Source organism: Microbacterium sp. STRO-1N (assembly GCF_057748015.1).
The window spans coordinates 1,300,300-1,321,683 of the sequence record NZ_CM173234.1 but is presented as its reverse complement, the minus strand read 5'-3'; the positions used below and the strand labels follow the sequence as shown (position 1 = coordinate 1,321,683).

The window sequence follows — 21,384 nt, the reverse complement described above, 5'->3', positions numbered from 1 at the left end:
TATGTCAAGGCATCGGCGGCAGACGTCGCGTTCCGCGTCGTACGATGGAGGGCTATGTCCTCTCCCGTGATCTCCTACCCCGCCGAGCTGCCCGTCAGCGCGGCCAGGGAGGAGATCGCCGACGCGATCCGCGCGAATCAGGTCGTCATCGTGGCCGGGGCCACGGGATCCGGCAAGACGACTCAGTTGCCGAAGATCTGTCTCGAACTCGGTCGCACGAAGATCGCGCACACGCAACCCCGGCGCCTCGCCGCCCGCACGATCGCGGAGCGCGTGGCCGAGGAGCTGCAGGTCGAGCTCGGCGGGCTCGTCGGCTACAAGGTCCGCTTCACGGATCAGGTCTCGGATGCCACGCAGATCGCTCTGATGACCGACGGCATCCTGCTGAACGAGATCCATCGCGATCGTCTGCTCCGCCGCTACGACACGATCATCATCGACGAGGCTCACGAGCGCTCGCTGAATGTGGACTTCCTGCTCGGCTATCTCACCCGCATCCTGCCCGAACGGCCCGATCTCAAGGTCATCATCACGTCGGCGACGATCGATCCGGAGAGCTTCGCCCGCCACTTCGCGGATGCCGATGGCACGCCGGCGCCGGTCATCGAGGTGTCGGGGCGTACGTTCCCGGTCGAGATCCGTTACCGCCCGCTCGTCGATGAATCCCCGACTCCCGCTGACTCATCCGGAGCGCCCGCGAATCGAACGGATGCGGCCGGCCGGAAGCCGCCCCCTCGGACCTCCGAGCCGGACGACGAGGTGTCCGCGATCGTCACAGCCCTGCGTGAACTCGATCGCGAGGCCGCCGGCGACGTTCTCGTGTTCCTCCCCGGCGAAGCGGAGATCCGGGATGCCGCGGATGCCGTGCGCGCCGCATACGCGAAGGACCGCTCCCCCACCGAAGTCCTGCCGCTGTACGGTCGGTTGTCCGCCGCCGAGCAGCATCGCGTCTTCGAGCGCAGCCGCGTCGCCGGGGTGCGTCGCCGCGTCGTCCTCGCCACCAACGTCGCCGAGACAAGCCTCACCGTCCCCGGCATCAAGTACGTCATCGACGTCGGAACAGCGCGCATCTCGCGCTACAGCCACCGGTCGAAGGTGCAGCGCCTGCCGATCGAGCCGATCTCTCAGGCCTCGGCGAACCAGCGCTCCGGACGCGCAGGTCGCACCAGCGACGGCATCGCGATCCGGCTCTACGCGGAAGAGGACTTCGCGGGGCGGCCGGAGTACACCGAACCCGAGATCCTGCGGACCTCGCTCGCCTCGGTCGTACTGCAGATGCTGTCCCTCGGTTTCGGCGACATCCAGGCCTTCCCGTTCCTGACGCCGCCGGATTCGCGCGGCATCAAGGCGGCCTTCGATCTGCTGACCGAGCTCGGGGCGGTGACGTTCACGGACGACGCGCCTCGTCTGACGCGCATCGGCCGGGACATCTCGCGGATGCCGATCGATCCGCGGTTCGCCCGCATGCTCGTCGAAGCCGCCAAGACCGGAGTCGTCGCCGATGTGCTCGCGATCGTGGCCGGCCTGTCGATCCAGGACGTGCGGGAGCGCCCTTCGCTGGATGCCCCGCAAGGCATACGCGACGAGGCAGAACGCTCGCACGCGCGCTTCGCCGACCCGACCAGCGACTTCCTGACGATCCTCAATCTCTGGAACCACCTGCGCGAACAGCAGCGGGAGCTGGGCTCGAGCGCGTTCCGGCGGATGTGCCGCGCTGAGCACCTGAATTATGTACGCGTGCGGGAATGGTTCGACGTGCACCGCCAGCTGCGGTCGCTGGTGAAGGACCCGTCCCGCGAGAGCTCTTCCTCTCGTTCGTCGAGCGAGCGGAGCGAATCGAAGCACGACGGCCCCGCCGCCGACCCGGATGCCGTGCATCGCGCACTGCTGTCGGGGCTGCTGTCGCAGATCGGCATCCTCGACGAGCGCACCGCGGCAGCCAAGGGGGCGAACAAGACGCCGCCGAAGGACGCGAAGCGCCGCGTCACGGAGTATCGCGGCGCCCGCGGCATCCGCTTCTCGATCTTTCCCGGCTCCGCCCTGCGCAAGAAGAGCCCGAGCGCGGTCATGGCCGCCGAGATCGTCGAGACATCGCGCATGTTCGCCCGCACGGCGGCGGCGATCGATCCGGCATGGGCGGAAGCGCTGGCCGGCGACCTCGCCAAGCGCCAGGTGTCCGAGCCGCACTGGTCCAAGGACGCCGGGGCGGCGGTGGCCTTCGAGAAGGTGATGCTCTTCGGAGTCGAGATCATCCCGCGACGCCGCGTGCAGTTCGCCCGCATCGACCGAGCGGCGGCCCGCGAGCTGTTCCTGCGGCACGCGCTCGTCGAGGGCGAGTGGGATCCGAGCCGGATCGACAAGCGGGTGAGCGCGTTCTGGCGCAGCAACGGCGAGCTGCGCAAGCGTCTGGAGAAGCTCGAAGAGCGCGAACGGCGCCGCGACATCCTCGCCGGCGACGAGGCCGTCTACCGCTTCTACGACGAACGCATCCCCGCGGATGTCTTCGATGTGCGCTCGTTCGAGCGCTGGTGGCAGGAGGCGCTGCAGAAGACGCCGAAGATGCTCGTGATGCGCGAGAGCGATCTGCTCGATGACACCGATCGCGCCGACCAGAGCGAGTTCCCGACGCGTTGGAACCAGGGCGACCAGGTCCTGGGGCTCGCGTACCGCTTCGAGCCAGGGGCAGCGGACGACGGTGTGAGCGTGGTCGTACCGCTGGCGCTGCTCGCCCAGATCGACGACCGCGGCTTCGATTGGCAGGTGCCTGGTCTGCGGGCCGAGCTCGTCACCGCGCTGCTGCGCGCGCTTCCGAAGGCCATCCGTCGGCACGTCGTGCCGGCCGCCGACTGGGCGGACAAGTTCGGCGAGGCCCTCGCTGCGGGCGGGCCGGAGCATCACGGCGGCCTGCCGCCCCGGACCCTGAAGGAGTCGCTGGCGAAGCTCATCCAGCCGCTCGCCAACCAGCCGGTGTCGGCTTCGGACTTCGACGATGAGCGTGTGGCCGGGCACCTGCGGATGAACTTCCGCGCCGTCGACGAGCGCGGTCGCGTCGCGGGCTCCGCGCGGGACCTGTCCCGTCTGCAGGACGAGTTGGCCGACCGGGCGCGCGCGAGCGTCGCCCGCTCGATCGCGCGTCCGGCGGCTGAACGAGGACGGCGCCCCGAGACGGCGATGGCCGCGGCCCTTCGACAGGCTCAGGGGTCTCCGGAAGGCCCGGCGTCGGAGCAGAGCGCGAGCGCACGGACCGTGCGCGAGCAGGACGGCCTCACCGCGTGGACGTTCGGCGAACTGCCGGAGGTCCTCGACACGCGCGTCGCGGGTGGCGTCGTGCGCGGATACCCCGCGATCGTGGATGCCGGCAAGACGGTGTCGGTCCGGGTCGAGGCCACCGCGGATGCCGCCGAGAAGGCGACGCGCGACGGCATCCTGCGCCTGGTGCTCCTGAACGTCCCCTCCCCTTCGTCATACATCCAGGGGCACCTGACGAGCCAGGAGAAGCTGGCGCTGGCAGCCTCGCCGTACCAGAACGTCGCGGCGCTCATCGAGGACGCCCGTGCCGCCGTCGTGCGCGCCATGATCGATGCTTCGACGGGCTCAGCAACCGATACACGAGGCAGCGGCATCGTCCGCACGGAAGCCGACTTTACCCGGGTGCGCGACGCCGTCAACGCCGCACTCGTGGACCGGCTGTTCGCGTGCGTGTCTCTCATCGCGAAGATCCTGACGAAGGCTCGTGATGTCGAACGGGCCATCAAGTCGCAGAACTCGCTCGCCCTGCTCGGACCGCTGAACGACATCCGCTCCCAGCTCGCCGGCCTCGTGCACCCCGGATTCATCTCGGCGACGGGCACGGAACGGCTCGCGCACCTGCCGCGCTATCTCGACGGCATGCTCGAACGCCTGAACACCCTGGCGAACGAGCCCGGCAAGGACCGCACCCGCATGAGCGAGTTCGAGCGCATGGCACGCGTCTTCGAGGACGCCGGCGGAACGATCCCGCTGGCAGCGGACGCGCCGCAGACGCTCATCGAGGCCCGGTGGCTGCTGGAGGAGTACCGGATCAGCGTCTTCGCCCAACGGCTCGGCACCGCCCAGCCGGTGTCGCCGCAGCGGATCCAGAAAATGCTCGCCGGCACGCGATAGCCTGGCGGCATGGCACGCGCGATCGTCTACACCGAAATCGGCACCCCTGACGTCCTGCAGCTCGTGGAGATCCCCGGACCCGTCGCCGGCCCTGGCGAAGTCGTCGTGCGGATCGAGGCCGCAGGCGTCAACCCGCTCGACGCGAAGCTCCGTCGCGGCGCTCGCCCGTCTCCCCCGATCACCGAGCCCCGTCGCGTCGGATTCGACGGTGCGGGCACCATCGAGGCGATCGGAGACGGCGTCGCCGACTTCGCCGTCGGCGACCGGGTCGCGATCCGCGATGCGGTCGGCACGTACGCGACGCACCTGGCCGTCAGGGCGGAGTGCCTGTCGCCGCTCCCGGATGCCGTCACCGCCGAAGAGGGCGCGAGCCTCGGCATCCCGATCGGCACCGCCTACCAGTGCGTGCGCTCGCTCGGCGTGGAAGCCGGAGACACCTTGCTGATCCATGCCGGTTCCGGCGCCGTCGGGCAGGCCGCGATCCAGTTCGCCGTCGCGCGCGGCGCGACGGTCGTCGCCACCGGCAGCCCCGCCCGTCACGCGCAGCTGCGCGAACTCGGCGCGATCCCGGTCGCATACGGAGACGGCCTCGCCGATCGCGTCCGACAGGCCGTACCTCAGGGCGTCACGGCGGCATTGGACTGCATCGGCACGGACGAGGCGATCGACGTGTCGAAGCAGCTGGTCGCCGATCACGATCGCATCGCCACCATCGTTCGCGGTCCGGATGCCGCTGAGCTCGGCATCCGGGCATTCAGCGGCGGCGCACCGCAGCCGCTGACGTCGCAAGAGCTGGCCTGGCGTGCCGAGGCCGTTCCGCTCGCGATCGCCCAGCTCGCGGATGGCGACTTCCAGATCGAGATCGGGCCGGAGCTTCCGCTCGCCGAGGCATCCCGCGCACACGAACTCGTCGAGCAGCACGCCGCCCGCGGCAAGATCGTCCTGATCCCCTGACTCCGGCCCGCAACACTTCGACACACGCACACGCACACGCGATGCGCGCCCGGACAATGGACGGATGACCGCTTCCGCCGACCCAGGCTCGACCGCATTCGCCACACGGCAGATCCAGGCCGGCTACCTGCCAGGCACCCCGCAGAACAGCGCCGTTCCGCCGATCTACCAGACCGCGGCCTTCCAGTTCGCCTCGTTGGCAGATGCCGCGGACCTGTTCGCCCTCCGCAAGGCGGGCAACCTGTACAGCCGCAACGCGAGCCCGACCCAGCAGGTGCTTGAGGAGCGCATCACCGCGCTCGAGGGCGGCACCTCGGCCGTCGCCGTGGCCTCCGGCCAGGCCGCGGTCGCGGTCACCCTGCTCGCGCTCGCGGGCCGAGGCGGGCACATCGTCGCAGCCGACCAGTTGTACGGCGGCACGGTCGACCTGCTGCAGGAGACGTTCGACGACTTCGGCATCCCGGTGACGTTCGTCGACCAGGACGATGCGGATGCCTGGCGCGCCGCGATCCGTCCGGAGACCCGTGTCCTCTTCGCGGAGTCGGTCGCGAACCCGATAGCGCAGGTGCTCGACATCCGCCTCGTCGCAGACATCGCCCACGATGCCGGCATCCCGCTCGTGATCGACAACACGGTCGGCACCCCGTACCTCGTCCGCCCTGGTGAGCACGGCGCGGACTTCGTGGTGCATTCGGCGACCAAGTTCCTCTCCGGTCACGGCACCTCGCTCGGCGGCGTCGTCGTAGACCAGGGCACGTTCGACTTCGGGGCGGAGCCCGAGCGCTGGCCGCAGTTCACCGCTCGGTACGCGCGCTTCGGCGAGCTCGTGCTGTGGGAGCGCTTCGGGCAGGGCTTCGCTTTCGGCGCGCTCGTGAAGTCGAAGTACGTGCACGACCTCGGCCCGTCGCTGTCGCCGTTCAACGCCTGGCAGATCCTGCAGGGCATCGAGACTCTGGACCTGCGGGTCTCCCGCCAGAGCGCGACGGCACTGACGATCGCAGAGCACCTGGCGCAGCATCCGAAGGTCGCGGCCGTCCACCACCCTGGATTGGCGGGGAACCCCTGGCACGGGCTCGCGCAGCGTTACCTGCCGCGTGGCGTGCCGTCGGTGTTCTCGTTCGATCTGGCCGGCGACATCACCGGCGACGAGGACCCCGCGGCGCACGCACGCGCGGCCCGCGTGATCGACGGCCTCGCCGTCGTCCGCCTGATCGCGAACATCGGCGACGCCCGCAGCATGGTTGCGCATCCGGCATCCATGACGCACTCGCACCTGAGCCCTGCCCAACGCGCGGCGGCGGGGATCTCGCTGAACACGATCCGCTTCTCCGCAGGTCTCGAGGACCCGGCCGACCTCATCGCCGATCTGAACCAGGCGCTGGCCCGGCTCTGACGGACTCCGGTGTCGGACCGGCCGGTACGCTGAGTGCATGACTGGTCTTCGCTGGGGAATCCTCGCCACCGGCGGCATCGCCGCCTCATTCGCCGCCGACCTCCGCACCGAAGGACTCGACCTCGTGGCGGTCGGCTCACGATCGCAGGAATCGGCTGACGCGTTCGCCGCACGCTTCGACATCCCTCGCGCGCACGGCTCGTACGAAGCGCTGGCGGCCGACCCGGATGTCGACATCATCTACGTCGCGACTCCGCACCCGATGCATCACGCGGATGCGCGTCTCGCCCTCGAGCACGGCAAGCACGCGCTCGTCGAGAAGGCGTTCACCGTGACCCGCGCCGAGGCCGAGGACCTGCAGAGCCTCGCCGCCGAGAGGGGCCTCCTCGTCATGGAGGCCATGTGGACCAGGTATCTGCCGCACATGATCCGCATCCGCGAGCTCATCGCGGAGGGCGCGCTCGGCGAGATCCGTGCGGTCACGGCCGACCACACGCAGCTCATCACCTCCGACCCGGCTCACCGTCTGAACGCTCTCGAGCTCGGCGGCGGCGCGCTGCTGGACCTCGGCATCTACCCGATCTCGTTCATCTGGGACATCCTCGGCGCGCCGGCGGCGATCAAGGCCGTCGCCCGTCTGGGCGACACAGGAGCGGATGCCGAGGTCGCCACCGTCATGACGCACGCGGGCGGCGCGGTGTCGACGAGCCTGTCATCGGCCCGAGGATCCGGCCCCAACGCGGCATCCATCATCGGCACCGAGGCGCGCATCGACATCGACCGTGTCTGGTACACGCCGACCTCCTTCCGCGTGGTCGGTCCGGACGGCACGGTGCGCGAGAGCTACGTCTCCGAGGTCGAGGGACGCGGCATGCAGTACCAGGCGTTCGCGGCCGAGGGCGCGGTGGCTGCGGGTGATGTCGCAGGCGCACTGCTGCCCCTCCCGATCGCCGAAAGCGCCGCCATCATGGGCGCACTGGATGAGATCCGCGCCCAGATCGGCGTGCGGTACCCGAACGAGCACCCGAACGAGGGATGACACCAATGGCAGAAACGCAGGACACCCGCGTCGCCGTCTACCTGGACTTCGACAACATCGTCATCTCCTGGTACGACCGCGTACACGGACGCAACGCGTACGGCAAGGACCGTCAGCGCATCACCGAGAACCCGAACGACCCGGAGGTCGCCGAGCGCCTGAAGCGGGCCATGATCGAGGTCGGTGCGATCATCGACTACGCGGCCTCCTTCGGAACGCTCGTGCTGACACGCGCCTACGCGGACTGGTCGTCACCGGTGAACGCCGTGTACCGATCCCAACTGGTCGCCCGCGCGGTCGATCTCGTGCAGCTGTTCCCCGCCGCCGCCTACGCCAAGAACGGCGCGGACATCCGGCTCGCGGTCGATGCCGTGGAGGACATGTTCCGTCTGCCCGACCTCACGCACGTCGTGATCGTCGCCGGCGACAGCGACTACGTCCCGCTCGCCCAGCGCTGCAAGCGTCTCGGCCGCTATGTGATCGGCGTCGGCGTCGCAGGCTCCACGGCGAAGTCGCTCGCCGCTGCCTGCGACGAGTTCGAGGCGTACGACTCCCTTCCCGGCGTCGTCCGTCCGGTCGCGAAGGCCCAGACGCCCGCTCCGGCACCGGAGCCGGAGCCGGAACCGGAACCGGATGCCGCAGCGGAGGCGCCGGTGAAGGCGAAGGCACCTCGATCACGCGCCAAGAAGGCACCGAAGGCGCCAGAGCCCGAGGCTCCGCAACTCACCGAGCAGGAAGAGGCGACACAGCTGCTCGAGCGCGCGCTGCGTCTGGGGCACGACAAGGCCGATGCGGACGAGTGGCTGCACAGCTCGGCCGTCAAGACCCACATGCGCCGCATGGATCCGTCCTTCAGCGAGAAGGCCCTCGGATACCGATCGTTCTCCGATTTCCTCAAGTCCCGCGATGACATCGCGGAGCTCGAAGAGACAGGGCACGAACGACTGGTCCGCCTGCGCGAGCGCTGACGGATCGCGCGTTCGCGCACGAGTACGCTCGAAGCATGAGGCATCCCTCGACATCCCCGTACGCTCGAGCACTGGGACCGCGGATGCCGCTGCTGGACCCGGCGACCCAGGCGTACTTCGCGGCGATCCCCGATGGACATGTCGGCGTCGGTGAAGGCGTGTTCGATCACGTCGGCACCCGACACCGATGGCTCGCACCGCTGTTGCGTCCCCTGCACCGTCGCGGCCTCCTGGTGGCCGGCTGGTACACAGACGTCCCCTTCCGGATCGAGAACCGCACGATCGCCGGGCGCGCGATCGCGGAGCGCACCCTGATGCTCCCCGGGGGCGAGTGGATCATGCGGGACGCGGTCGCGCTGAAACCCCACGGACGTCTGGTCGACGAGCTCGGCGAGCCACCGCTGTTCGCGGCGAGCTTCGACGTCGGCACCGACCGCGGCGCACTGCGGCTCACCAGCCGCGCGATCGGCATGCGCATCGGCCGCCTCCGTCCACGCGTATCAGGACGGCTCGTGCCGCGCATCCGGTTGCGGGAGGGAAGGGATGCCGACTCCGGCCGCCAGCGCGTGGAACTGACGATCGATGTTCCACTGGTCGGCCGGCTCTACGAGTACGCCGGCACCTTCACCTACCGGATCGAGAAGGAATCATGAGCACGGGACGCATCGTCATCGGCGGCTCGTCCGGATTCATGGGCAGCCACCTCGTGAAGAAGTACCGCGACGCCGGCCGCGAGGTCGTCACGATCTCACGGTCCGGCGCCGACCTCGACTGGGCGGACCAGGACGGCATCGATGCCGCCGTGGACGGGGCCGAGCTCGTGATCGGCCTCGCCGGAAAGAGCGTCAACTGCCGGTACACACCCGCCAACCGGGGGGAGATCTTCTCCTCCCGGCTCGAGACGACCGCTGCTCTGAGCACGGCGATCGCGCGCGCCCAGACCCCTCCGGCGCTCTGGGTGAACTCGTCCACGGCGACCATCTACCGGCACGCCGAGGATCGTCCGATGACCGAGTCGACCGGTGAGATCGGCACCGGGTTCTCCGTCGAGGTCGCGAAAGCCTGGGAACGGGCGCTCTTCGAGGATGATCTCCCTCGTACGCGGCGAGTGGCGCTGCGCAGTGCGATCGTCCTCGGCCACGGTGGAGTCCTCGAGCCGCTGCGTTCGCTCGCGCGGCTCGGACTGGGCGGCGCCCAGCACGACGGCAGATGGCCGGTGAGCAGGCGCCGCCGGGCGGCCGGCACCGCGCACCTCCCCGGGGCACGGCGGGGTGCCCAGCGGTTCAGCTGGATCCACGTCGACGACGTCGCGGGCATCATCGACTTCCTCGAGGACCACCCCGAGCTGGACGGCCCCATCAACGCCGCGTCGCCGAACCCGGTCGACAACACGATGTTCATGGCGGCGGTGCGCGCCGTCCTCGGCGTGCGGTTCGGTCCGGCCATGCCGCGCTGGATGCTGGAGATCGGCGCCATCGGCATCCGCACCGAGACGGAGCTGGTCCTCAAGAGCCGCTGGGTCCTGCCGGAGAAGCTGACGGCGGCCGGGTACGAGTTCCGCTACCCGACGCTCGAGCCGGCCCTGCGCGAGTCCTTCGATGCGGAGCGGGTCGCGCGCTGAGGACGGTCAGTCCTCGCCGCGCTCCTGCCTGCGCTTCTCGATCTCCTCACGCAGCCGCCACTCCTCGATCTCCCGATCGAGGTCGGCGATCTGCTGCTCCGTCGTGCGCGTGTCCACCGGCGCCGGCGGAGCCACTGGCGGTCCGGACGGCGGCCGGCTCGCACGCTGGCGGCGCGGCATCCGCGGCATGGAGACCCCCTGCGAGTCGTACTCGCGACCGAGGACGAACCACAGGATGCTGCCGATCAGCGGCAGCAGGATGACGATGATGAGCCAGACCATCTTCGGCAGGAAGCGCACCCGCGAATCGTCGCGTGTGATGATGTCGATCAGCGCACCGATCATGAGCGCGATCGTCAGCAGCATGAAGATGAACGGCATGAGAACAGGGTAGACGACGGTGCGCGGGTCAGGGCAGCAGGTGACCGGCCGCGCGGTACAGCTCGTACCATTCGGCGCGGGTGAGCTGCACGTCCGAACCGTGCGCCGCCGCCACGAGCCGCTCGGGGGTCGTCGTGCCCATGACGACCTGCATCGCGGCCGGATGCCGGGTGATCCACGCGACCGCGATCCCGATCGGAGTGCTGTCGTGCACATCGGCGATGCGCTCGAGCGCGGCGTTGAGCTCCGGATGATCCTCGTGGCCGATGAACGGTCCGAGACCGCTGCCGGCCTGCATGGGCGACCAGGCCTGGATCGTGATCCCGTTGGCGCGGCAGTACTCGAGGATTCCGCCGCCGTCTCTGGTGACGCTCTGCTCGGTGGCCTCGCGATTGGCGGCGATGGGGCCGGCGATCATCGACGCATGCGTGAGCGAGAGCTGCAGCTGGTTCGCGACGAACGGCTGGGTCACCGCCGTGCGCAGCAGATCGATCTGCCGCGGTGTGTGATTGGAGACGCCGAACGCGCGGACCTTGCCCGCCGCCTCGAGCTCGTCGAACGCGCGGGCGACCTCTTCCGGTTCGACCAGCGCATCAGGGCGGTGCAGCAGCAGGACGTCGATCCTGTCGGTGCGCAGTGCGGTGAGCGAGCCGTCGACCTGTCGCATGATGTGCTCGTACGAGAAGTCGTAGGCTCCGTCCGCTGGGACGATGCCGCACTTGGTCTGCAGGGTGATCTCGTCGCGTTCGGCGGAAGTCAGCTGCAGGGCCCCGGCGAAGCGCTCTTCGCACGCGTGCATCCGTCCGCCGTAGATGTCGGCGTGGTCGAAGAAGTCGACACCGGCGCCGCGAGCCGCGTCGTACAGCGCGCGGATCTCGGCGTCCTCCTTGTCGTTGATGCGCATCATTCCGGCGACGACGGCGGGGGCGGATGCGGTGGCGAACGGCACTGTCTTCATGACCACCACGCTAGCGCGGACCGGTGACACAGGACTGGTTGAATTGCCGTATGGCCTTCCTCATCGCCCCCGCCCCGCTCACGCTCACCGGCCGGCTCGTCGAGCTGCGACCGCTCGAGTGCGCCCATCACGACGGGCTCGTCGAGGCGGCCTCGGAGGGCGAACTGTGGAAGACCGCCTGGTACACGTCTGTCCCGTCGCCTGACGGGATGGCCGCGGCGATCGACGAACGGCTGGCGATGGCCGAACGCGGCGAGATGGTGCCCTTCACCGCGTTCGATGCGACAGGGCGCACCATCGGCCTCACGTCGTTGTACGACCTCGTCGCCGATGTCCCCCGGCTCCACATCGGCTACACCTGGAACCGTCCGTCCGCTCATGGCACCGGGACGAATGCGGAGTCGAAGTATCTGCTCATGCGCCACGCGTTCGAAGAGCTCGGCGTGTTCCGCGTCGGGCTGACGACCCAGTGGGTGAACTTCCAGTCGCGCACGGCGATCGAGCGCCTCGGAGCCAAACAGGACGGCGTGATGCGCGCGGTCCTGCGCTACCGCAACGGTGCTCTGCGCGACAGCGTCGAGTATTCGATCATCGAACCCGAATGGCCGGCCGTGAAGGCGAACCTGGAGATGCGATTGGCGAAGCGGCGCTGAGCGCTCAGTTCGCCGCCGGTCCGCCGTCCCAGTTGTTCGAACGGCGCGTCGCACCCGAACGCCCCTGGCGCATCATGAAGGCCAGCGCGATGCAGATCAACGCGAGTCCGCCGAGGAATGCCGCCGCCTGCCACTCGGGCAGGCCGAACGAGATGCCCATCAGCCAGAACCCTCCGAGGAAGAGGATCATGAAGAAGATGAAGCTGAGGATCATCGGTCGCTCCTGAAGTCGGGAAATCTCGCTCCGTCCAGGATACCCGTGCCGCGACCGGCAACCGCCTAGCGCAGACGATCGACGCGCGAAACCCCCTCCGCGCTCCGGCGATCCGCGCCTATCGTGCCGGCATGGACGCACAACTCACGGCACTCGCGATCAACTGCACGCTCAAACCCTCCCCCGCGGATTCGAGTTCCGAGCTTCTCGGTCGGCAGATCCTCAAGGCCTTGGCGGAGCACGGCGTCATCGGGACGATGGTCCGCGCCGTCGATCACACGCTTCTTCCCGGGGTCGGGAAGGATATGGGGCAGGGCGACGGATGGCCGGCGCTGCGCGCACAGGTGCTCGCCGCAGATGTCCTCGTCTTCCTCACGCCGACCTGGCTGGGTCAGCACTCCAGCGTCGCTCAGCGCGTGCTCGAAAGGCTGGATGCCGAGCTGAGCGAGACGGATGCCCGCGGCCGCCCGACGCTGTTCGACAAGGTCGCCATCGCCGGCATCGTCGGCAACGAGGACGGCGCGCATCACATCGCCGCGATCCTCTTCCAGTCGCTGAACGACGTGGGCTTCAGCATCCCTGCTCAGGGGTCGGTCTACTGGAACGGCGAGGCGATGCAGCAGACCGACTACAAGGATCTGCCGGAGACGCCCGAGAAGGTCGCGCAGGCCACCGCGACGGCCGCGGCCAACTCCGCGCACCTGGCGAGGCTGCTGCGGGGGCAGGCGTACTCGGCCGTGTAGCGGTCAGCCGGACGGCTGCGAAGCACTCCGCCGGAAGGTGACGACCTCCCCGCGGCGTGTCCGCGTCATCGCGAGCCCCGCCCCGTCCAGCAGTCCGTAGACGCGGCGCGGAAGCGGCGGGAGCCCCGTCGCGGTGCCGACCGGAGGTTTCGCGATGCCGACGATCAGTGAGATGTCGATCTCGGCGCCGCGTGCCTCGGCCCTCGCGTATTCGCTGTCGCATCGCCAGCGGAGATGCTCGAGCTCTCGGTACGGGATGCTGATCTCGGCCGTCCCCGTCGTGATGCGCAGTTCGTATGCGCCGAACGCGACCGTGCAGTCGCGTGTGCGGCGACGCAGCAGAGCGGAGAACGCCAGCGACACGGGCAGGGCGATTCCGACACCGACGATGATGATCGTCAGTCGCGCGCCGACCTGGAGGATGTCCGAGACCGCGATCAGCAGTACTGCCACGAGCACCCCAGCGGCAGTCACGATGCCGAGGATGGACCAGACCAGCGCACGCATCGTCATCGGGATCGCGCGGAAGCGCACCATCGAACCGCCGCCGGTGGTCGCGGCCTGCCAGGGCGGAGGCTCAGGTGGCGAGCCGCCCCGAGTCCTCGCGCCAACGCGGCGCCAGGACGACGCTCGCACGCGGTCGTTTCCTGCGCCCTGCACGCGCTATCCGAGCTGGTCGAGCACGAGTTCGCCCCGCACGTTCAGGTTCTCCATCATGCGCTCGATGCGCTTCGGGTCGATGGCGGGCATCGTCGGCCCGTCGAACGCGATGATCAACGGGATGCTCGGATTCATCCAGATCGTGAGCCGGCCCTGCGCCTTGTCCTGGGCTTCGGGAAGCCAGGTCATCATGAAGCTCTCCTGCCGGCGCAGCTTCGTCCCGATCACGATCTTCAGATGCGCCAGAGTGTCATCATCCACGCCGATCGCCGGACGCGTGCTGTTGTACTCGAGAGTTCCCATGGGAGCACACTAGCCGGGGGCCCGACGTCTCACAGGACCGACCTGCGTCATGTGAGACGGGGAACGCCGCCGTCGCGGTAGTTTGAACGCATGTCTGCCCCGATCGATCCCACCAGCACCCCGGCCTGGGCCGAGCTCAGCGCCCTCCACGACTCGTTCTCTCCGGACCTCCGCGGCTGGTTCGCGACGGATCCGTCGCGCGCCGATCGGCTGTCGCTTCCGCTCGCGGATCTGCACGTCGACCTCTCGAAGAACCTCGTCACGGATGAGGTGCTCACCGCTCTCGTCCGGCTCGCCGAACAGACGGGCGTCGCCGACCGCTACGCCGCGATGCTCGAAGGCGCTCACATCAACACGACCGAGGACCGCGCGGTGCTGCACACCGCACTGCGCCGCCCGGCCGGCGCGTCGCCGGCGCTCGTCGTCGACGAGCAGGATGTGGATGCCGACGTGCACGGCGTCCTCGACGCGCTCTCGGCATTCGCCGACCGGGTCCGCTCCGGTGAGTGGGTCGGAGTGACCGGCAAGAAGGTCACACATGTGGTGAACATCGGAATCGGCGGCTCGGACCTCGGGCCCGTCATGGTCTACGAGGCGCTGAAACCGTACGCGGATGCCGGCATCCAGGCGCTCTTCGTCTCCAACATCGACCCGACCGACCTCGCCCAGAAGACCGCGGGGCTGGACCCCGAGACCACCCTGTTCATCGTCGCGTCGAAGACGTTCACGACGCTGGAGACCCTGACCAACGCGCGTCTCGCGCGTGATTGGCTGTGGGCGGGCCTTGCGGCATCCGGCGCCATCGCCGATGACGACGCCTCCCGCACGGATGCCGTGGCGCACCACTTCGTCGCCGTCTCCACCGCGCTCGACAAGGTGGCCGCGTTCGGGATCGACCCGACCAACGCGTTCGGATTCTGGGACTGGGTGGGCGGCCGCTACTCGGTCGACTCCGCGATCGGGCTGTCGCTCGCGGTCGTCCTGGGGCCGCAGGCGTTCCGCGACCTGCTGGCCGGTTTCCACGCCGTCGACGAGCATGTGCGCACCATGCCGCTGGCCGAGAACGTCCCGGTGCTGATGGGCCTGCTCAACGTCTGGTACGTGAACTTCTTCGGTGCGCAGTCGCACGCCGTGCTCCCCTATGCGCAGCAGCTGAGCCGCTTCCCCGCGTATCTGCAGCAGCTGACGATGGAGTCCAACGGCAAGTCCGTCCGCTGGGACGGGTCGCCGGTCACCACCGACACGGGAGAGGTGTTCTGGGGCGAGCCCGGGACGAACGGCCAGCACGCGTTCTACCAGCTCATCCACCAGGGCACCCGCCTGATCCCCGCGGACTTCATCGCGTTCGTGAACCCCGCCTACCCGCTCTCGGACGGCGGTCAGGACGTGCACGCGCTGTTCCTGGCGAACTTCCTCGCGCAGACCAAAGCTCTCGCATTCGGCAAGACCGCCGCCGAGGTCGAGGCCGAGGGCACCACGGGCGCGCTCGTCGCGGCCCGTACGTTCGCCGGCAACCGCCCGACGACCTCGATCTTCGCACCCGCACTGACCCCGCAGGTGCTCGGTCAGCTCATCGCGCTGTACGAGCACATCACGTTCACGCAGGGCACGATCTGGGGCATCAACTCGTTCGACCAGTGGGGTGTCGAGCTCGGCAAGCAGTTGGCCATGCAGATCGCTCCGGCGATCTCCGGCGATGCGGATGCCGTGGCCGCGCAGGATGCATCGACGAAGGCTCTGCTGGCGTACTACGCAGCGAACCGGAAGTGATCAGACGACACGGCTCACGATGCCGCGTGGTCGGTCTCTTCCCACGGCAATGCGACGACGGGAAGGATGTACATCCGTCCCGCCACAGCCGTCGGATGCTCGGACATGTACGCGGCCGCGGCATCGAGCGAGCCCGCTTCGATCAGGTCGTATCCGGCGAACCACTCCTTGAACTCCGGGAAGGGACCGTCCGTGATGAGCAGTTCGCCGTCGCGGATCGCGACGGACTTCGCCTGCTCAGGACCGGCAACCGGGGCGCCGGGGCCGAGCATGCCGGCCTCCTTGCCGCGTTCGGCCCACGCGTCGAGCTTCTGACGATCCTCTGATTCGGGAAGCGCGGTTCCCTGCACATCGGTCATGTGGATGACGAGGTACGTGCTGGTCATGAGAGTTCTCCTTCATTCGTCGTGCCATCGGTTTCGGATGCCACCGCGATCTGGTCTCGGCGACGGGTGAGGTGGGTGAGCTCGGCGGTGTTGACCGCCAGCGCGATCGCGCGATCGTAGGCGCTGCGCGCGGCATCCGATCGCCCGGTCAGGCGCAGCAGTTCTGCGCGCGTCGTGTGGAAGGCGTGGTGATCGGCCAGATCATCGCCGAGCTGCTCGATGAGGGCGAGCGCGACGTCGGGTGAGTCGTACTCCGAGATCGCAATGGCACGGTTCAGCCGGACGATCGGACTCGGGTCGATGCGTTCGAGCGCACCGTACAACGCCACGATCTGCGCCCAGTCCGTGTCCTGCGCTCGCGGTGCCGACACGTGCACGGCGTTGATCGCGGCGAGGAGCTGGTACCGCCCCAGCGCCCGGACGTCTCGGCCGCAGGCCTCGAGCAGATCGTCCAGGAGGGCGAGTCCCTCCTCGATCAGCATCCGGTCCCACCGTGCGCGATCCTGCTCATCCAGCCGCACGAGCTCGCCGCCGGCGGACAGCCGGGCATCGGCCCGTGCCTGGGTGAGCAGCATCAGTGCCAGCAGCCCGGTCGCCTCGGCATCCTCGGACGAGTCCGCGGGCAGAAGCGTCCTCACCAGCCGAGCGAGGCGGATCGCCTCCTCAGCGAGGTCCCGTCGGATCGGGTCGACGTCCCCGCCGGAGGCGAAGTACCCCTCGTTGAAGATCAGATACAGCACCGCGAGCACGCCGGCCACGCGGGGCTGCACGTCCTCCTGCAGCGGCACGGCGAACGGGACCCGAGCAGACTTGATCTTCGCCTTGGCCCGGCTGACCCGCTGTCCCATCGTCGTGTCCTGCACGAGGAAGGCCCGAGCGATCTCCGAGACCGTGAGCCCGCCGACCATCCGCAGCGTCAGTGCGACGCGATCCTGAATCGAGAGCACCGGGTGGCAGCAGATGAAGATGAGGCGCAGCCGATCGTCGTCGATACGACCCGTCGGCTCGACGGGCGAGTCGTCCTGCAGCATGAACGCCTCCCTGTGCTTGTCGTCGCGCCGTGCTTCGCGACGCAGTCGATCGATCGCCTTGCGGTGCGCGGTGGTGGTGATCCAGGCGCCCGGGTTCGGCGGGACGCCGTCGACGGGCCAGCGCTCGACGGCGGTGGCGAACGCCTCTGCGGCCGTCTCCTCGGCGAGGTCCAGGTCGCCGTAGCGGCGGGCGAGCCCGGCGACGATCAAGGTCCATTCCGCACGGTGGGTGCGGGCGATCTCGGCGTCGACGTCGACGTCGACGGCGCGACCCCTGTCGGCCATCAGTCCCCGCTCGCGGGAATGACGTACATACGGCCGATGCGCGCCGTCGAATGCTCAGCGAGCAGCCGCGTCGCCTGCTCGATATCGGTGGCCTCGATCCATTCGACGCCGAGGAACCACTCCGTGAACTCCGGGAAAGGGCCATCGGTCACCACGACGTCGCCGCCGTGCGCGGTGATGCGTCGGGCCTGATCGGCCCCTGCGACGGTCTGGCCGTTGGGCTCCCAGCCGTGGGGTCCGCCACGGAATTCCAGCCAGCGCTGCAGTCGGGCACCATCGATGTCCTGATCCCATTCGGCACCGGCGGGGTCCGTCATGTGGATGACGAGGAACTTCTGTCGCGCGGTCATGGCGCTCCTCTCGATCGCACGTGCGGCGATCCTCATCATCACCACGAACACGTCCATGTCGATTCGACAGGAATGCGAAAAGAAGTCGCAACTTTTCTGTGCTCGGATGTCGAAAGGCGCGCATGTCGTTCGTGGTGCTCACGAGGGCGACCGAGGAGCGGTTCCCTCCGACGAGAGGATCCGCCATGCGAAACGACGTCATGAGCCCGGCCGAAGCCGGCGAATTCAGCGACCTCATCCGTGAGATGCGGTGGGAGCGACAAGTGGCGCGAGCAGCGCGGCAGCGGGCCGCAGCAGCACGCCGAAAAGCCTTCGCGCGCTCGATCCCGGAATCCTTCGCCCTGCTGCTGCAGTCGAGAAATCGCGCCTGACACGACGGAGGGCCTGCGAATCGCTTCGCAGGCCCTCCGTCGTTCTCACGTTCGGACTCAGAAGTCCCAGTCGTCGTCTTCCGTCGCCTCGGCCTTGCCGATCACGTACGACGAGCCAGACCCGCTGAAGAAGTCGTGGTTCTCGTCGGCGTTGGGCGAGAGCGCTGACAGGATCGCCGGGTTCACGTTCGTGACGCTGGAAGGGAACATCGCCTCGTAGCCGAGGTTCATCAGCGCCTTGTTGGCGTTGTAGTGCAGGAACTTCTTGACGTCCTCGGTCAGGCCGACGCCGTCGTAGAGATCCTGCGTGTACTGCACCTCGTTGTCGTAGAGCTCGTACAGCAGCGAGAAGGTGTAGTCCTTCAGCTCGTCGCGCTTGGCCTGGTCGAGCGTCTCGAGGCCGCGCTGGAACTTGTAGCCGATGTAGTAGCCGTGCACGGCCTCGTCGCGGATGATGAGGCGGATGAGGTCGGCCGTGTTCGTGAGCTTGGCCCGCGACGACCAGTGCATCGGCAGGTAGAAGCCGGAGTAGAACAGGAAGCTCTCGAGCAGGGTCGAGGCGACCTTGCGCTTGAGCGGGTCGTCGCCGCGGTAGTAATCGGTGACGATCTGCGCCTTCTTCTGAAGGTTCGGGTTCTCCACCGACCACCGGAACGCCTCGTCGATCTCCTTCGTCGAGCACAGCGTCGAGAAGATCGACGAGTAGCTCTTCGCGTGCACCGACTCCATGAAGGCGATGTTCGTGTAGACGGCCTCCTCGTGAGGAGTGATCGCATCCGGGATCAGTGAGACGGCTCCGACCGTGGCCTGCACCGTGTCGAGCAGCGTGAGTCCGGTGAAGACGCGCATGGTGAGCAGCTGCTCGTCGGAGGTGAGGGTGTTCCACGACTGGATGTCGTTGGACAGTGGGATCTTCTCGGGCAACCAGAAGTTGTTGACGAGGCGATTCCACACCTCGACATCCTTGTCGTCCTGGATGCGGTTCCAGTTGATCGCCTGCACGTGGTCGACCAGCTTGAGCGGTTCGTGGGGTGTCATTCTATTTTCCTGTCGAAATCCCAGATCAGAAGGCAATCAGAGCATGCACGAAACGCACTCGGCCATGTCGGTGCCCTCGAGGGCCATCTGGCGCAGACGGATGTAGTAGATCGTCTTGATACCCTTGCGCCATGCGTAGATCTGCGCACGGTTGATGTCGCGCGTGGTGGCGGTGTCCTTGAAGAACAGCGTCAGCGACAGACCCTGGTCGACGTGCTGCGTGGCAGCGGCGTAGGTGTCGATGACCTTCTCATAGCCGATCTCGTACGCGTCCTGGTAGTACTCCAGGTTGTCGTTCGTCATGAACGCCGCCGGGTAGTAGACGCGGCCGAGCTTGCCTTCCTTGCGGATCTCGATCTTCGACGCGATCGGGTGGATGGAAGACGTCGAGTTGTTGATGTACGAGATCGAACCGGTCGGGGGCACGGCCTGCAGGTTCTGGTTGTAGATGCCGTGCTTCTGGATGCTCTCCTTCAGCTCGACCCAGTCGGCCTGTGTCGGGATGAACTGACCGGCGAACATCTCCTTGACCTTCTCGGTCGCAGGCTCCCACGCCTGGTCGATGTACTTGTCGAAGAATGTGCCGGACGCGTACGTGGAGTCCTCGAAGCCGTCGAAGGCCACTCCGCGCTCGATGGAGAGCTTGTTCGATGCGCGCAGAGCGTGGAACAGCACGGTGTAGAAGTAGATGTTCGTGAAGTCGATGCCCTCTTCGGACCCGTAGAACACGTGCTCACGGGCGAGGTAGCCGTGCAGGTTCATCTGCCCGAGGCCGATCGCGTGCGAACGGTCGTTGCCGTCCTCGATCGAGCGGACCGAAGAGATGTGGCTCTGGTTGCTGACCGCGGTGAGTCCGCGGATCGCGGTCTCGACCGTGGCACCGAGGTTGCCGCCGTCCATCGCCAGAGCGATGTTCATCGAGCCGAGATTGCAGGAGATGTCCTTGCCGATCTGGTCGTACGAGAGGTCCTCGTTGTACGTGGTCGGCGTGTTCACCTGCAGGATCTCGCTGCAGAGGTTGGACATGTTGATGCGGCCCTTGATCGGGTTGGCCTTGTTCACCGTGTCCTCGAACATGATGTACGGGTAACCCGACTCGAACTGGATCTCGGCGATGGTCTGGAAGAACTCGCGCGCGTTGATCTTGGTCTTCTTGATCCGCGGGTCGTCGACCATCTCGCGGTACTTCTCGGTGACCGAGATGTCTCCGAAGGGCACGCCGTAGACCTTCTCGACGTCGTACGGCGAGAACAGGTACATGTCCTCGTCGTTCTTGGCGAGCTCGAACGTGATGTCCGGCACGACGACGCCGAGCGACAGCGTCTTGATGCGGATCTTCTCATCGGCGTTCTCGCGCTTGGTGTCGAGGAAGCGCATGATGTCGGGGTGGTGCGCGTTGAGGTACACCGCACCGGCCCCCTGGCGGGCGCCGAGCTGGTTGGCGTAGCTGAAGCTGTCTTCGAGGAGCTTCATCACGGGGATGATGCCGCTGGACTGGTTCTCGATCTGCTTGATCGGCGCACCGGACTCGCGGATGTTCGACAGCAGCAGCGCGACGCCGCCGCCGCGCTTGCTCAGCTGCAGCGCGGAGTTGATGCCACGGGCGATCGACTCCATGTTGTCCTCGATGCGCAGCAGGAAGCAGCTGACGAGCTCGCCGCGCTGCGCCTTGCCCGCATTGAGGAACGTCGGCGTCGCCGGCTGGAATCGGCCGGAGATGATCTCCTCGACGAGATCGATGGCGACCTTCTCATCACCATCGGCCAGAGCGAGAGCCGTCATCACGACGCGGTCCTCGAAGCGCTCGAGGTAGCGCTTGCCGTCGAACGTCTTCAGCGTGTAGCTGGTGTAGTACTTGAACGCGCCGAGGAACGTCTCGAACCGGAACTTCTTCGAGTAGGCGAACTCGTTGAGCTTCTGGACGAACTCGAACGAATACTTCTCGAGCAGCGTGCCGTCGTAGTACTCCTTCTCCACGAGGTAGTCCAGCCGCTCCTTGAGCGAGTGGAAGAACACCGTGTTCTGGTTCACGTGCTGCAGGAAGTACTCCCGCGCGGCGCGCTTATCGGCGTCGAACTGGATCTTGCCGTTCGCGTCGTAGAGATTCAGCATCGCGTTGAGCG

At 67.7% G+C, this 21,384-nt stretch carries 21 protein-coding genes; 11 read left to right on the top strand and 10 right to left on the bottom strand.

The genetic code is table 11. The features are described from left to right. The first annotated feature begins 54 nt into the window (after positions 1-54). The 7 genes from hrpA to AC3ANJ_RS06055 all read left to right on the top strand — a co-directional run bounded on the left by hrpA (position 55) and on the right by AC3ANJ_RS06055 (position 10,118). Positions 55-4,143, top strand: coding sequence for an ATP-dependent RNA helicase HrpA (hrpA, locus tag AC3ANJ_RS06085; RefSeq protein ID WP_488318697.1), 4,089 nt, complete (start codon positions 55-57; stop codon positions 4,141-4,143). A gap of 9 nt (positions 4,144-4,152) precedes the next feature. Continuing rightward, on the top strand, positions 4,153-5,097 hold the full coding sequence (locus tag AC3ANJ_RS06080; protein ID WP_488318696.1) for a quinone oxidoreductase family protein: 945 nt from the start codon (positions 4,153-4,155) through the stop codon (positions 5,095-5,097). A gap of 64 nt (positions 5,098-5,161) precedes the next feature. After that, positions 5,162-6,490, top strand: coding sequence for an O-acetylhomoserine aminocarboxypropyltransferase/cysteine synthase family protein (locus AC3ANJ_RS06075; protein ID WP_488318695.1), 1,329 nt, complete (start codon positions 5,162-5,164; stop codon positions 6,488-6,490). Between the two features lie 37 nt (positions 6,491-6,527). Beyond that, complete coding sequence (locus AC3ANJ_RS06070; RefSeq protein ID WP_488318694.1) at positions 6,528-7,529, top strand: Gfo/Idh/MocA family protein; 1,002 nt, start codon at positions 6,528-6,530, stop codon at positions 7,527-7,529. Between the two features lie 5 nt (positions 7,530-7,534). Beyond that, a complete protein-coding gene (locus tag AC3ANJ_RS06065; protein ID WP_488318693.1) occupies positions 7,535-8,497 on the top strand; it encodes an NYN domain-containing protein in 963 nt (320 codons plus the stop codon). 35 nt (positions 8,498-8,532) lie between these two features. After that, on the top strand, positions 8,533-9,150 hold the full coding sequence (locus AC3ANJ_RS06060; protein WP_488318692.1) for a DUF4166 domain-containing protein: 618 nt from the start codon (positions 8,533-8,535) through the stop codon (positions 9,148-9,150). Then, positions 9,147-10,118, top strand: a complete 972-nt coding sequence (locus tag AC3ANJ_RS06055; RefSeq protein ID WP_488318691.1) for an epimerase — start codon at positions 9,147-9,149, stop codon at positions 10,116-10,118. The genes AC3ANJ_RS06060 and AC3ANJ_RS06055 overlap by 4 nt, the downstream gene beginning before the upstream one ends. 6 nt (positions 10,119-10,124) lie before the next feature. On the opposite strand, the gene AC3ANJ_RS06050 is transcribed toward AC3ANJ_RS06055, so the two are convergent. Both AC3ANJ_RS06050 and AC3ANJ_RS06045 read right to left on the bottom strand, forming a co-directional pair. After that, on the bottom strand, positions 10,125-10,499 hold the full coding sequence (locus tag AC3ANJ_RS06050) for a PLDc N-terminal domain-containing protein (RefSeq protein ID WP_488318690.1): 375 nt from the start codon (positions 10,497-10,499) through the stop codon (positions 10,125-10,127). A 28-nt stretch (positions 10,500-10,527) separates the two neighbouring features. Continuing rightward, on the bottom strand, positions 10,528-11,457 hold the full coding sequence (locus tag AC3ANJ_RS06045) for an aldo/keto reductase (protein WP_488318689.1): 930 nt from the start codon (positions 11,455-11,457) through the stop codon (positions 10,528-10,530). Positions 11,458-11,507: 50 nt separating this feature from the next. Here AC3ANJ_RS06045 and AC3ANJ_RS06040 point away from each other — a divergent pair, with 50 nt between their 5' ends. Next, entirely contained in the window at positions 11,508-12,110 is a 603-nt protein-coding gene (locus AC3ANJ_RS06040) for a GNAT family N-acetyltransferase (RefSeq protein ID WP_488318688.1), read from the top strand. 4 nt (positions 12,111-12,114) lie between these two features. Here the strand turns inward: AC3ANJ_RS06040 and AC3ANJ_RS06035 are convergent, their stop codons facing one another. Then, positions 12,115-12,324: a hypothetical protein gene (locus AC3ANJ_RS06035; RefSeq protein ID WP_488318687.1), complete on the bottom strand. Its 210-nt coding sequence runs from the start codon at positions 12,322-12,324 to the stop codon at positions 12,115-12,117. 131 nt (positions 12,325-12,455) lie between these two features. Here AC3ANJ_RS06035 and AC3ANJ_RS06030 point away from each other — a divergent pair, with 131 nt between their 5' ends. Continuing rightward, on the top strand, positions 12,456-13,067 hold the full coding sequence (locus AC3ANJ_RS06030) for a flavodoxin family protein (protein ID WP_488318686.1): 612 nt from the start codon (positions 12,456-12,458) through the stop codon (positions 13,065-13,067). 3 nt (positions 13,068-13,070) lie between these two features. On the opposite strand, the gene AC3ANJ_RS06025 is transcribed toward AC3ANJ_RS06030, so the two are convergent. Both AC3ANJ_RS06025 and AC3ANJ_RS06020 read right to left on the bottom strand, forming a co-directional pair. After that, positions 13,071-13,604, bottom strand: a complete 534-nt coding sequence (locus AC3ANJ_RS06025; RefSeq protein ID WP_488318685.1) for a hypothetical protein — start codon at positions 13,602-13,604, stop codon at positions 13,071-13,073. 126 nt (positions 13,605-13,730) lie between these two features. Beyond that, positions 13,731-14,030, bottom strand: coding sequence for a DUF7882 family protein (locus AC3ANJ_RS06020; protein ID WP_406246038.1), 300 nt, complete (start codon positions 14,028-14,030; stop codon positions 13,731-13,733). 90 nt (positions 14,031-14,120) lie between these two features. Between AC3ANJ_RS06020 and pgi the strand changes: the two genes are divergently transcribed. Beyond that, on the top strand, positions 14,121-15,800 hold the full coding sequence (pgi, locus tag AC3ANJ_RS06015; protein WP_488318684.1) for a glucose-6-phosphate isomerase: 1,680 nt from the start codon (positions 14,121-14,123) through the stop codon (positions 15,798-15,800). Between the two features lie 14 nt (positions 15,801-15,814). Here pgi and AC3ANJ_RS06010 read toward each other — a convergent pair whose 3' ends face one another. The 3 genes from AC3ANJ_RS06010 to AC3ANJ_RS06000 are packed head-to-tail and all read right to left on the bottom strand — an operon-like array spanning position 15,815 to position 17,852. Further along, a complete protein-coding gene (locus AC3ANJ_RS06010) occupies positions 15,815-16,186 on the bottom strand; it encodes a YciI family protein (RefSeq protein ID WP_488318683.1) in 372 nt (123 codons plus the stop codon). Next, the gene (locus AC3ANJ_RS06005; RefSeq protein ID WP_488318682.1) at positions 16,183-17,502 is read right to left on the bottom strand and encodes an RNA polymerase sigma factor; all 1,320 of its coding nucleotides are present in this window, start codon (positions 17,500-17,502) and stop codon (positions 16,183-16,185) included. Before AC3ANJ_RS06005 ends, AC3ANJ_RS06010 begins: the two co-directional genes overlap by 4 nt. Further along, entirely contained in the window at positions 17,502-17,852 is a 351-nt protein-coding gene (locus AC3ANJ_RS06000) for a YciI family protein (protein WP_488318681.1), read from the bottom strand. Before AC3ANJ_RS06000 ends, AC3ANJ_RS06005 begins: the two co-directional genes overlap by 1 nt. Before the next feature lie 185 nt (positions 17,853-18,037). Between AC3ANJ_RS06000 and AC3ANJ_RS05995 the strand changes: the two genes are divergently transcribed. Continuing rightward, entirely contained in the window at positions 18,038-18,223 is a 186-nt protein-coding gene (locus AC3ANJ_RS05995) for a hypothetical protein (protein ID WP_488318680.1), read from the top strand. Positions 18,224-18,280: 57 nt separating this feature from the next. Here the strand turns inward: AC3ANJ_RS05995 and nrdF are convergent, their stop codons facing one another. Continuing rightward, positions 18,281-19,261: a class 1b ribonucleoside-diphosphate reductase subunit beta gene (gene nrdF, locus AC3ANJ_RS05990; RefSeq protein ID WP_406246044.1), complete on the bottom strand. Its 981-nt coding sequence runs from the start codon at positions 19,259-19,261 to the stop codon at positions 18,281-18,283. 36 nt (positions 19,262-19,297) lie between these two features. Next, positions 19,298-21,373 carry a class 1b ribonucleoside-diphosphate reductase subunit alpha gene (gene nrdE, locus AC3ANJ_RS05985; RefSeq protein ID WP_488319237.1) on the bottom strand — a complete coding sequence of 692 codons (2,076 nt, stop codon included), beginning with the start codon at positions 21,371-21,373 and terminating at the stop codon, positions 19,298-19,300. Positions 21,374-21,384 lie beyond the last annotated feature (11 nt).

Bases quoted from the DNA above. Each gene is read 5' to 3' on its own strand.
- hrpA (WP_488318697.1), top strand. From the start codon at position 55: ATGTCCTCTCCCGTGATCTCCTACCCCGCCGAGCTGCCCGTCAGCGCG.
- AC3ANJ_RS06080 (WP_488318696.1), top strand. From the start codon at position 4,153: ATGGCACGCGCGATCGTCTACACCGAAATCGGCACCCCTGACGTCCTG.
- AC3ANJ_RS06075 (WP_488318695.1), top strand. From the start codon at position 5,162: ATGACCGCTTCCGCCGACCCAGGCTCGACCGCATTCGCCACACGGCAG.
- AC3ANJ_RS06070 (WP_488318694.1), top strand. From the start codon at position 6,528: ATGACTGGTCTTCGCTGGGGAATCCTCGCCACCGGCGGCATCGCCGCC.
- AC3ANJ_RS06065 (WP_488318693.1), top strand. From the start codon at position 7,535: ATGGCAGAAACGCAGGACACCCGCGTCGCCGTCTACCTGGACTTCGAC.
- AC3ANJ_RS06060 (WP_488318692.1), top strand. From the start codon at position 8,533: ATGAGGCATCCCTCGACATCCCCGTACGCTCGAGCACTGGGACCGCGG.
- AC3ANJ_RS06055 (WP_488318691.1), top strand. From the start codon at position 9,147: ATGAGCACGGGACGCATCGTCATCGGCGGCTCGTCCGGATTCATGGGC.
- AC3ANJ_RS06050 (WP_488318690.1), bottom strand. From the start codon at position 10,499: ATGCCGTTCATCTTCATGCTGCTGACGATCGCGCTCATGATCGGTGCG.
- AC3ANJ_RS06045 (WP_488318689.1), bottom strand. From the start codon at position 11,457: ATGAAGACAGTGCCGTTCGCCACCGCATCCGCCCCCGCCGTCGTCGCC.
- AC3ANJ_RS06040 (WP_488318688.1), top strand. From the start codon at position 11,508: ATGGCCTTCCTCATCGCCCCCGCCCCGCTCACGCTCACCGGCCGGCTC.
- AC3ANJ_RS06035 (WP_488318687.1), bottom strand. From the start codon at position 12,324: ATGATCCTCAGCTTCATCTTCTTCATGATCCTCTTCCTCGGAGGGTTC.
- AC3ANJ_RS06030 (WP_488318686.1), top strand. From the start codon at position 12,456: ATGGACGCACAACTCACGGCACTCGCGATCAACTGCACGCTCAAACCC.
- AC3ANJ_RS06025 (WP_488318685.1), bottom strand. From the start codon at position 13,604: ATGGTGCGCTTCCGCGCGATCCCGATGACGATGCGTGCGCTGGTCTGG.
- AC3ANJ_RS06020 (WP_406246038.1), bottom strand. From the start codon at position 14,030: ATGGGAACTCTCGAGTACAACAGCACGCGTCCGGCGATCGGCGTGGAT.
- pgi (WP_488318684.1), top strand. From the start codon at position 14,121: ATGTCTGCCCCGATCGATCCCACCAGCACCCCGGCCTGGGCCGAGCTC.
- AC3ANJ_RS06010 (WP_488318683.1), bottom strand. From the start codon at position 16,186: ATGACCAGCACGTACCTCGTCATCCACATGACCGATGTGCAGGGAACC.
- AC3ANJ_RS06005 (WP_488318682.1), bottom strand. From the start codon at position 17,502: ATGGCCGACAGGGGTCGCGCCGTCGACGTCGACGTCGACGCCGAGATC.
- AC3ANJ_RS06000 (WP_488318681.1), bottom strand. From the start codon at position 17,852: ATGACCGCGCGACAGAAGTTCCTCGTCATCCACATGACGGACCCCGCC.
- AC3ANJ_RS05995 (WP_488318680.1), top strand. From the start codon at position 18,038: ATGCGAAACGACGTCATGAGCCCGGCCGAAGCCGGCGAATTCAGCGAC.
- nrdF (WP_406246044.1), bottom strand. From the start codon at position 19,261: ATGACACCCCACGAACCGCTCAAGCTGGTCGACCACGTGCAGGCGATC.
- nrdE (WP_488319237.1), bottom strand. From the start codon at position 21,373: ATGCTGAATCTCTACGACGCGAACGGCAAGATCCAGTTCGACGCCGAT.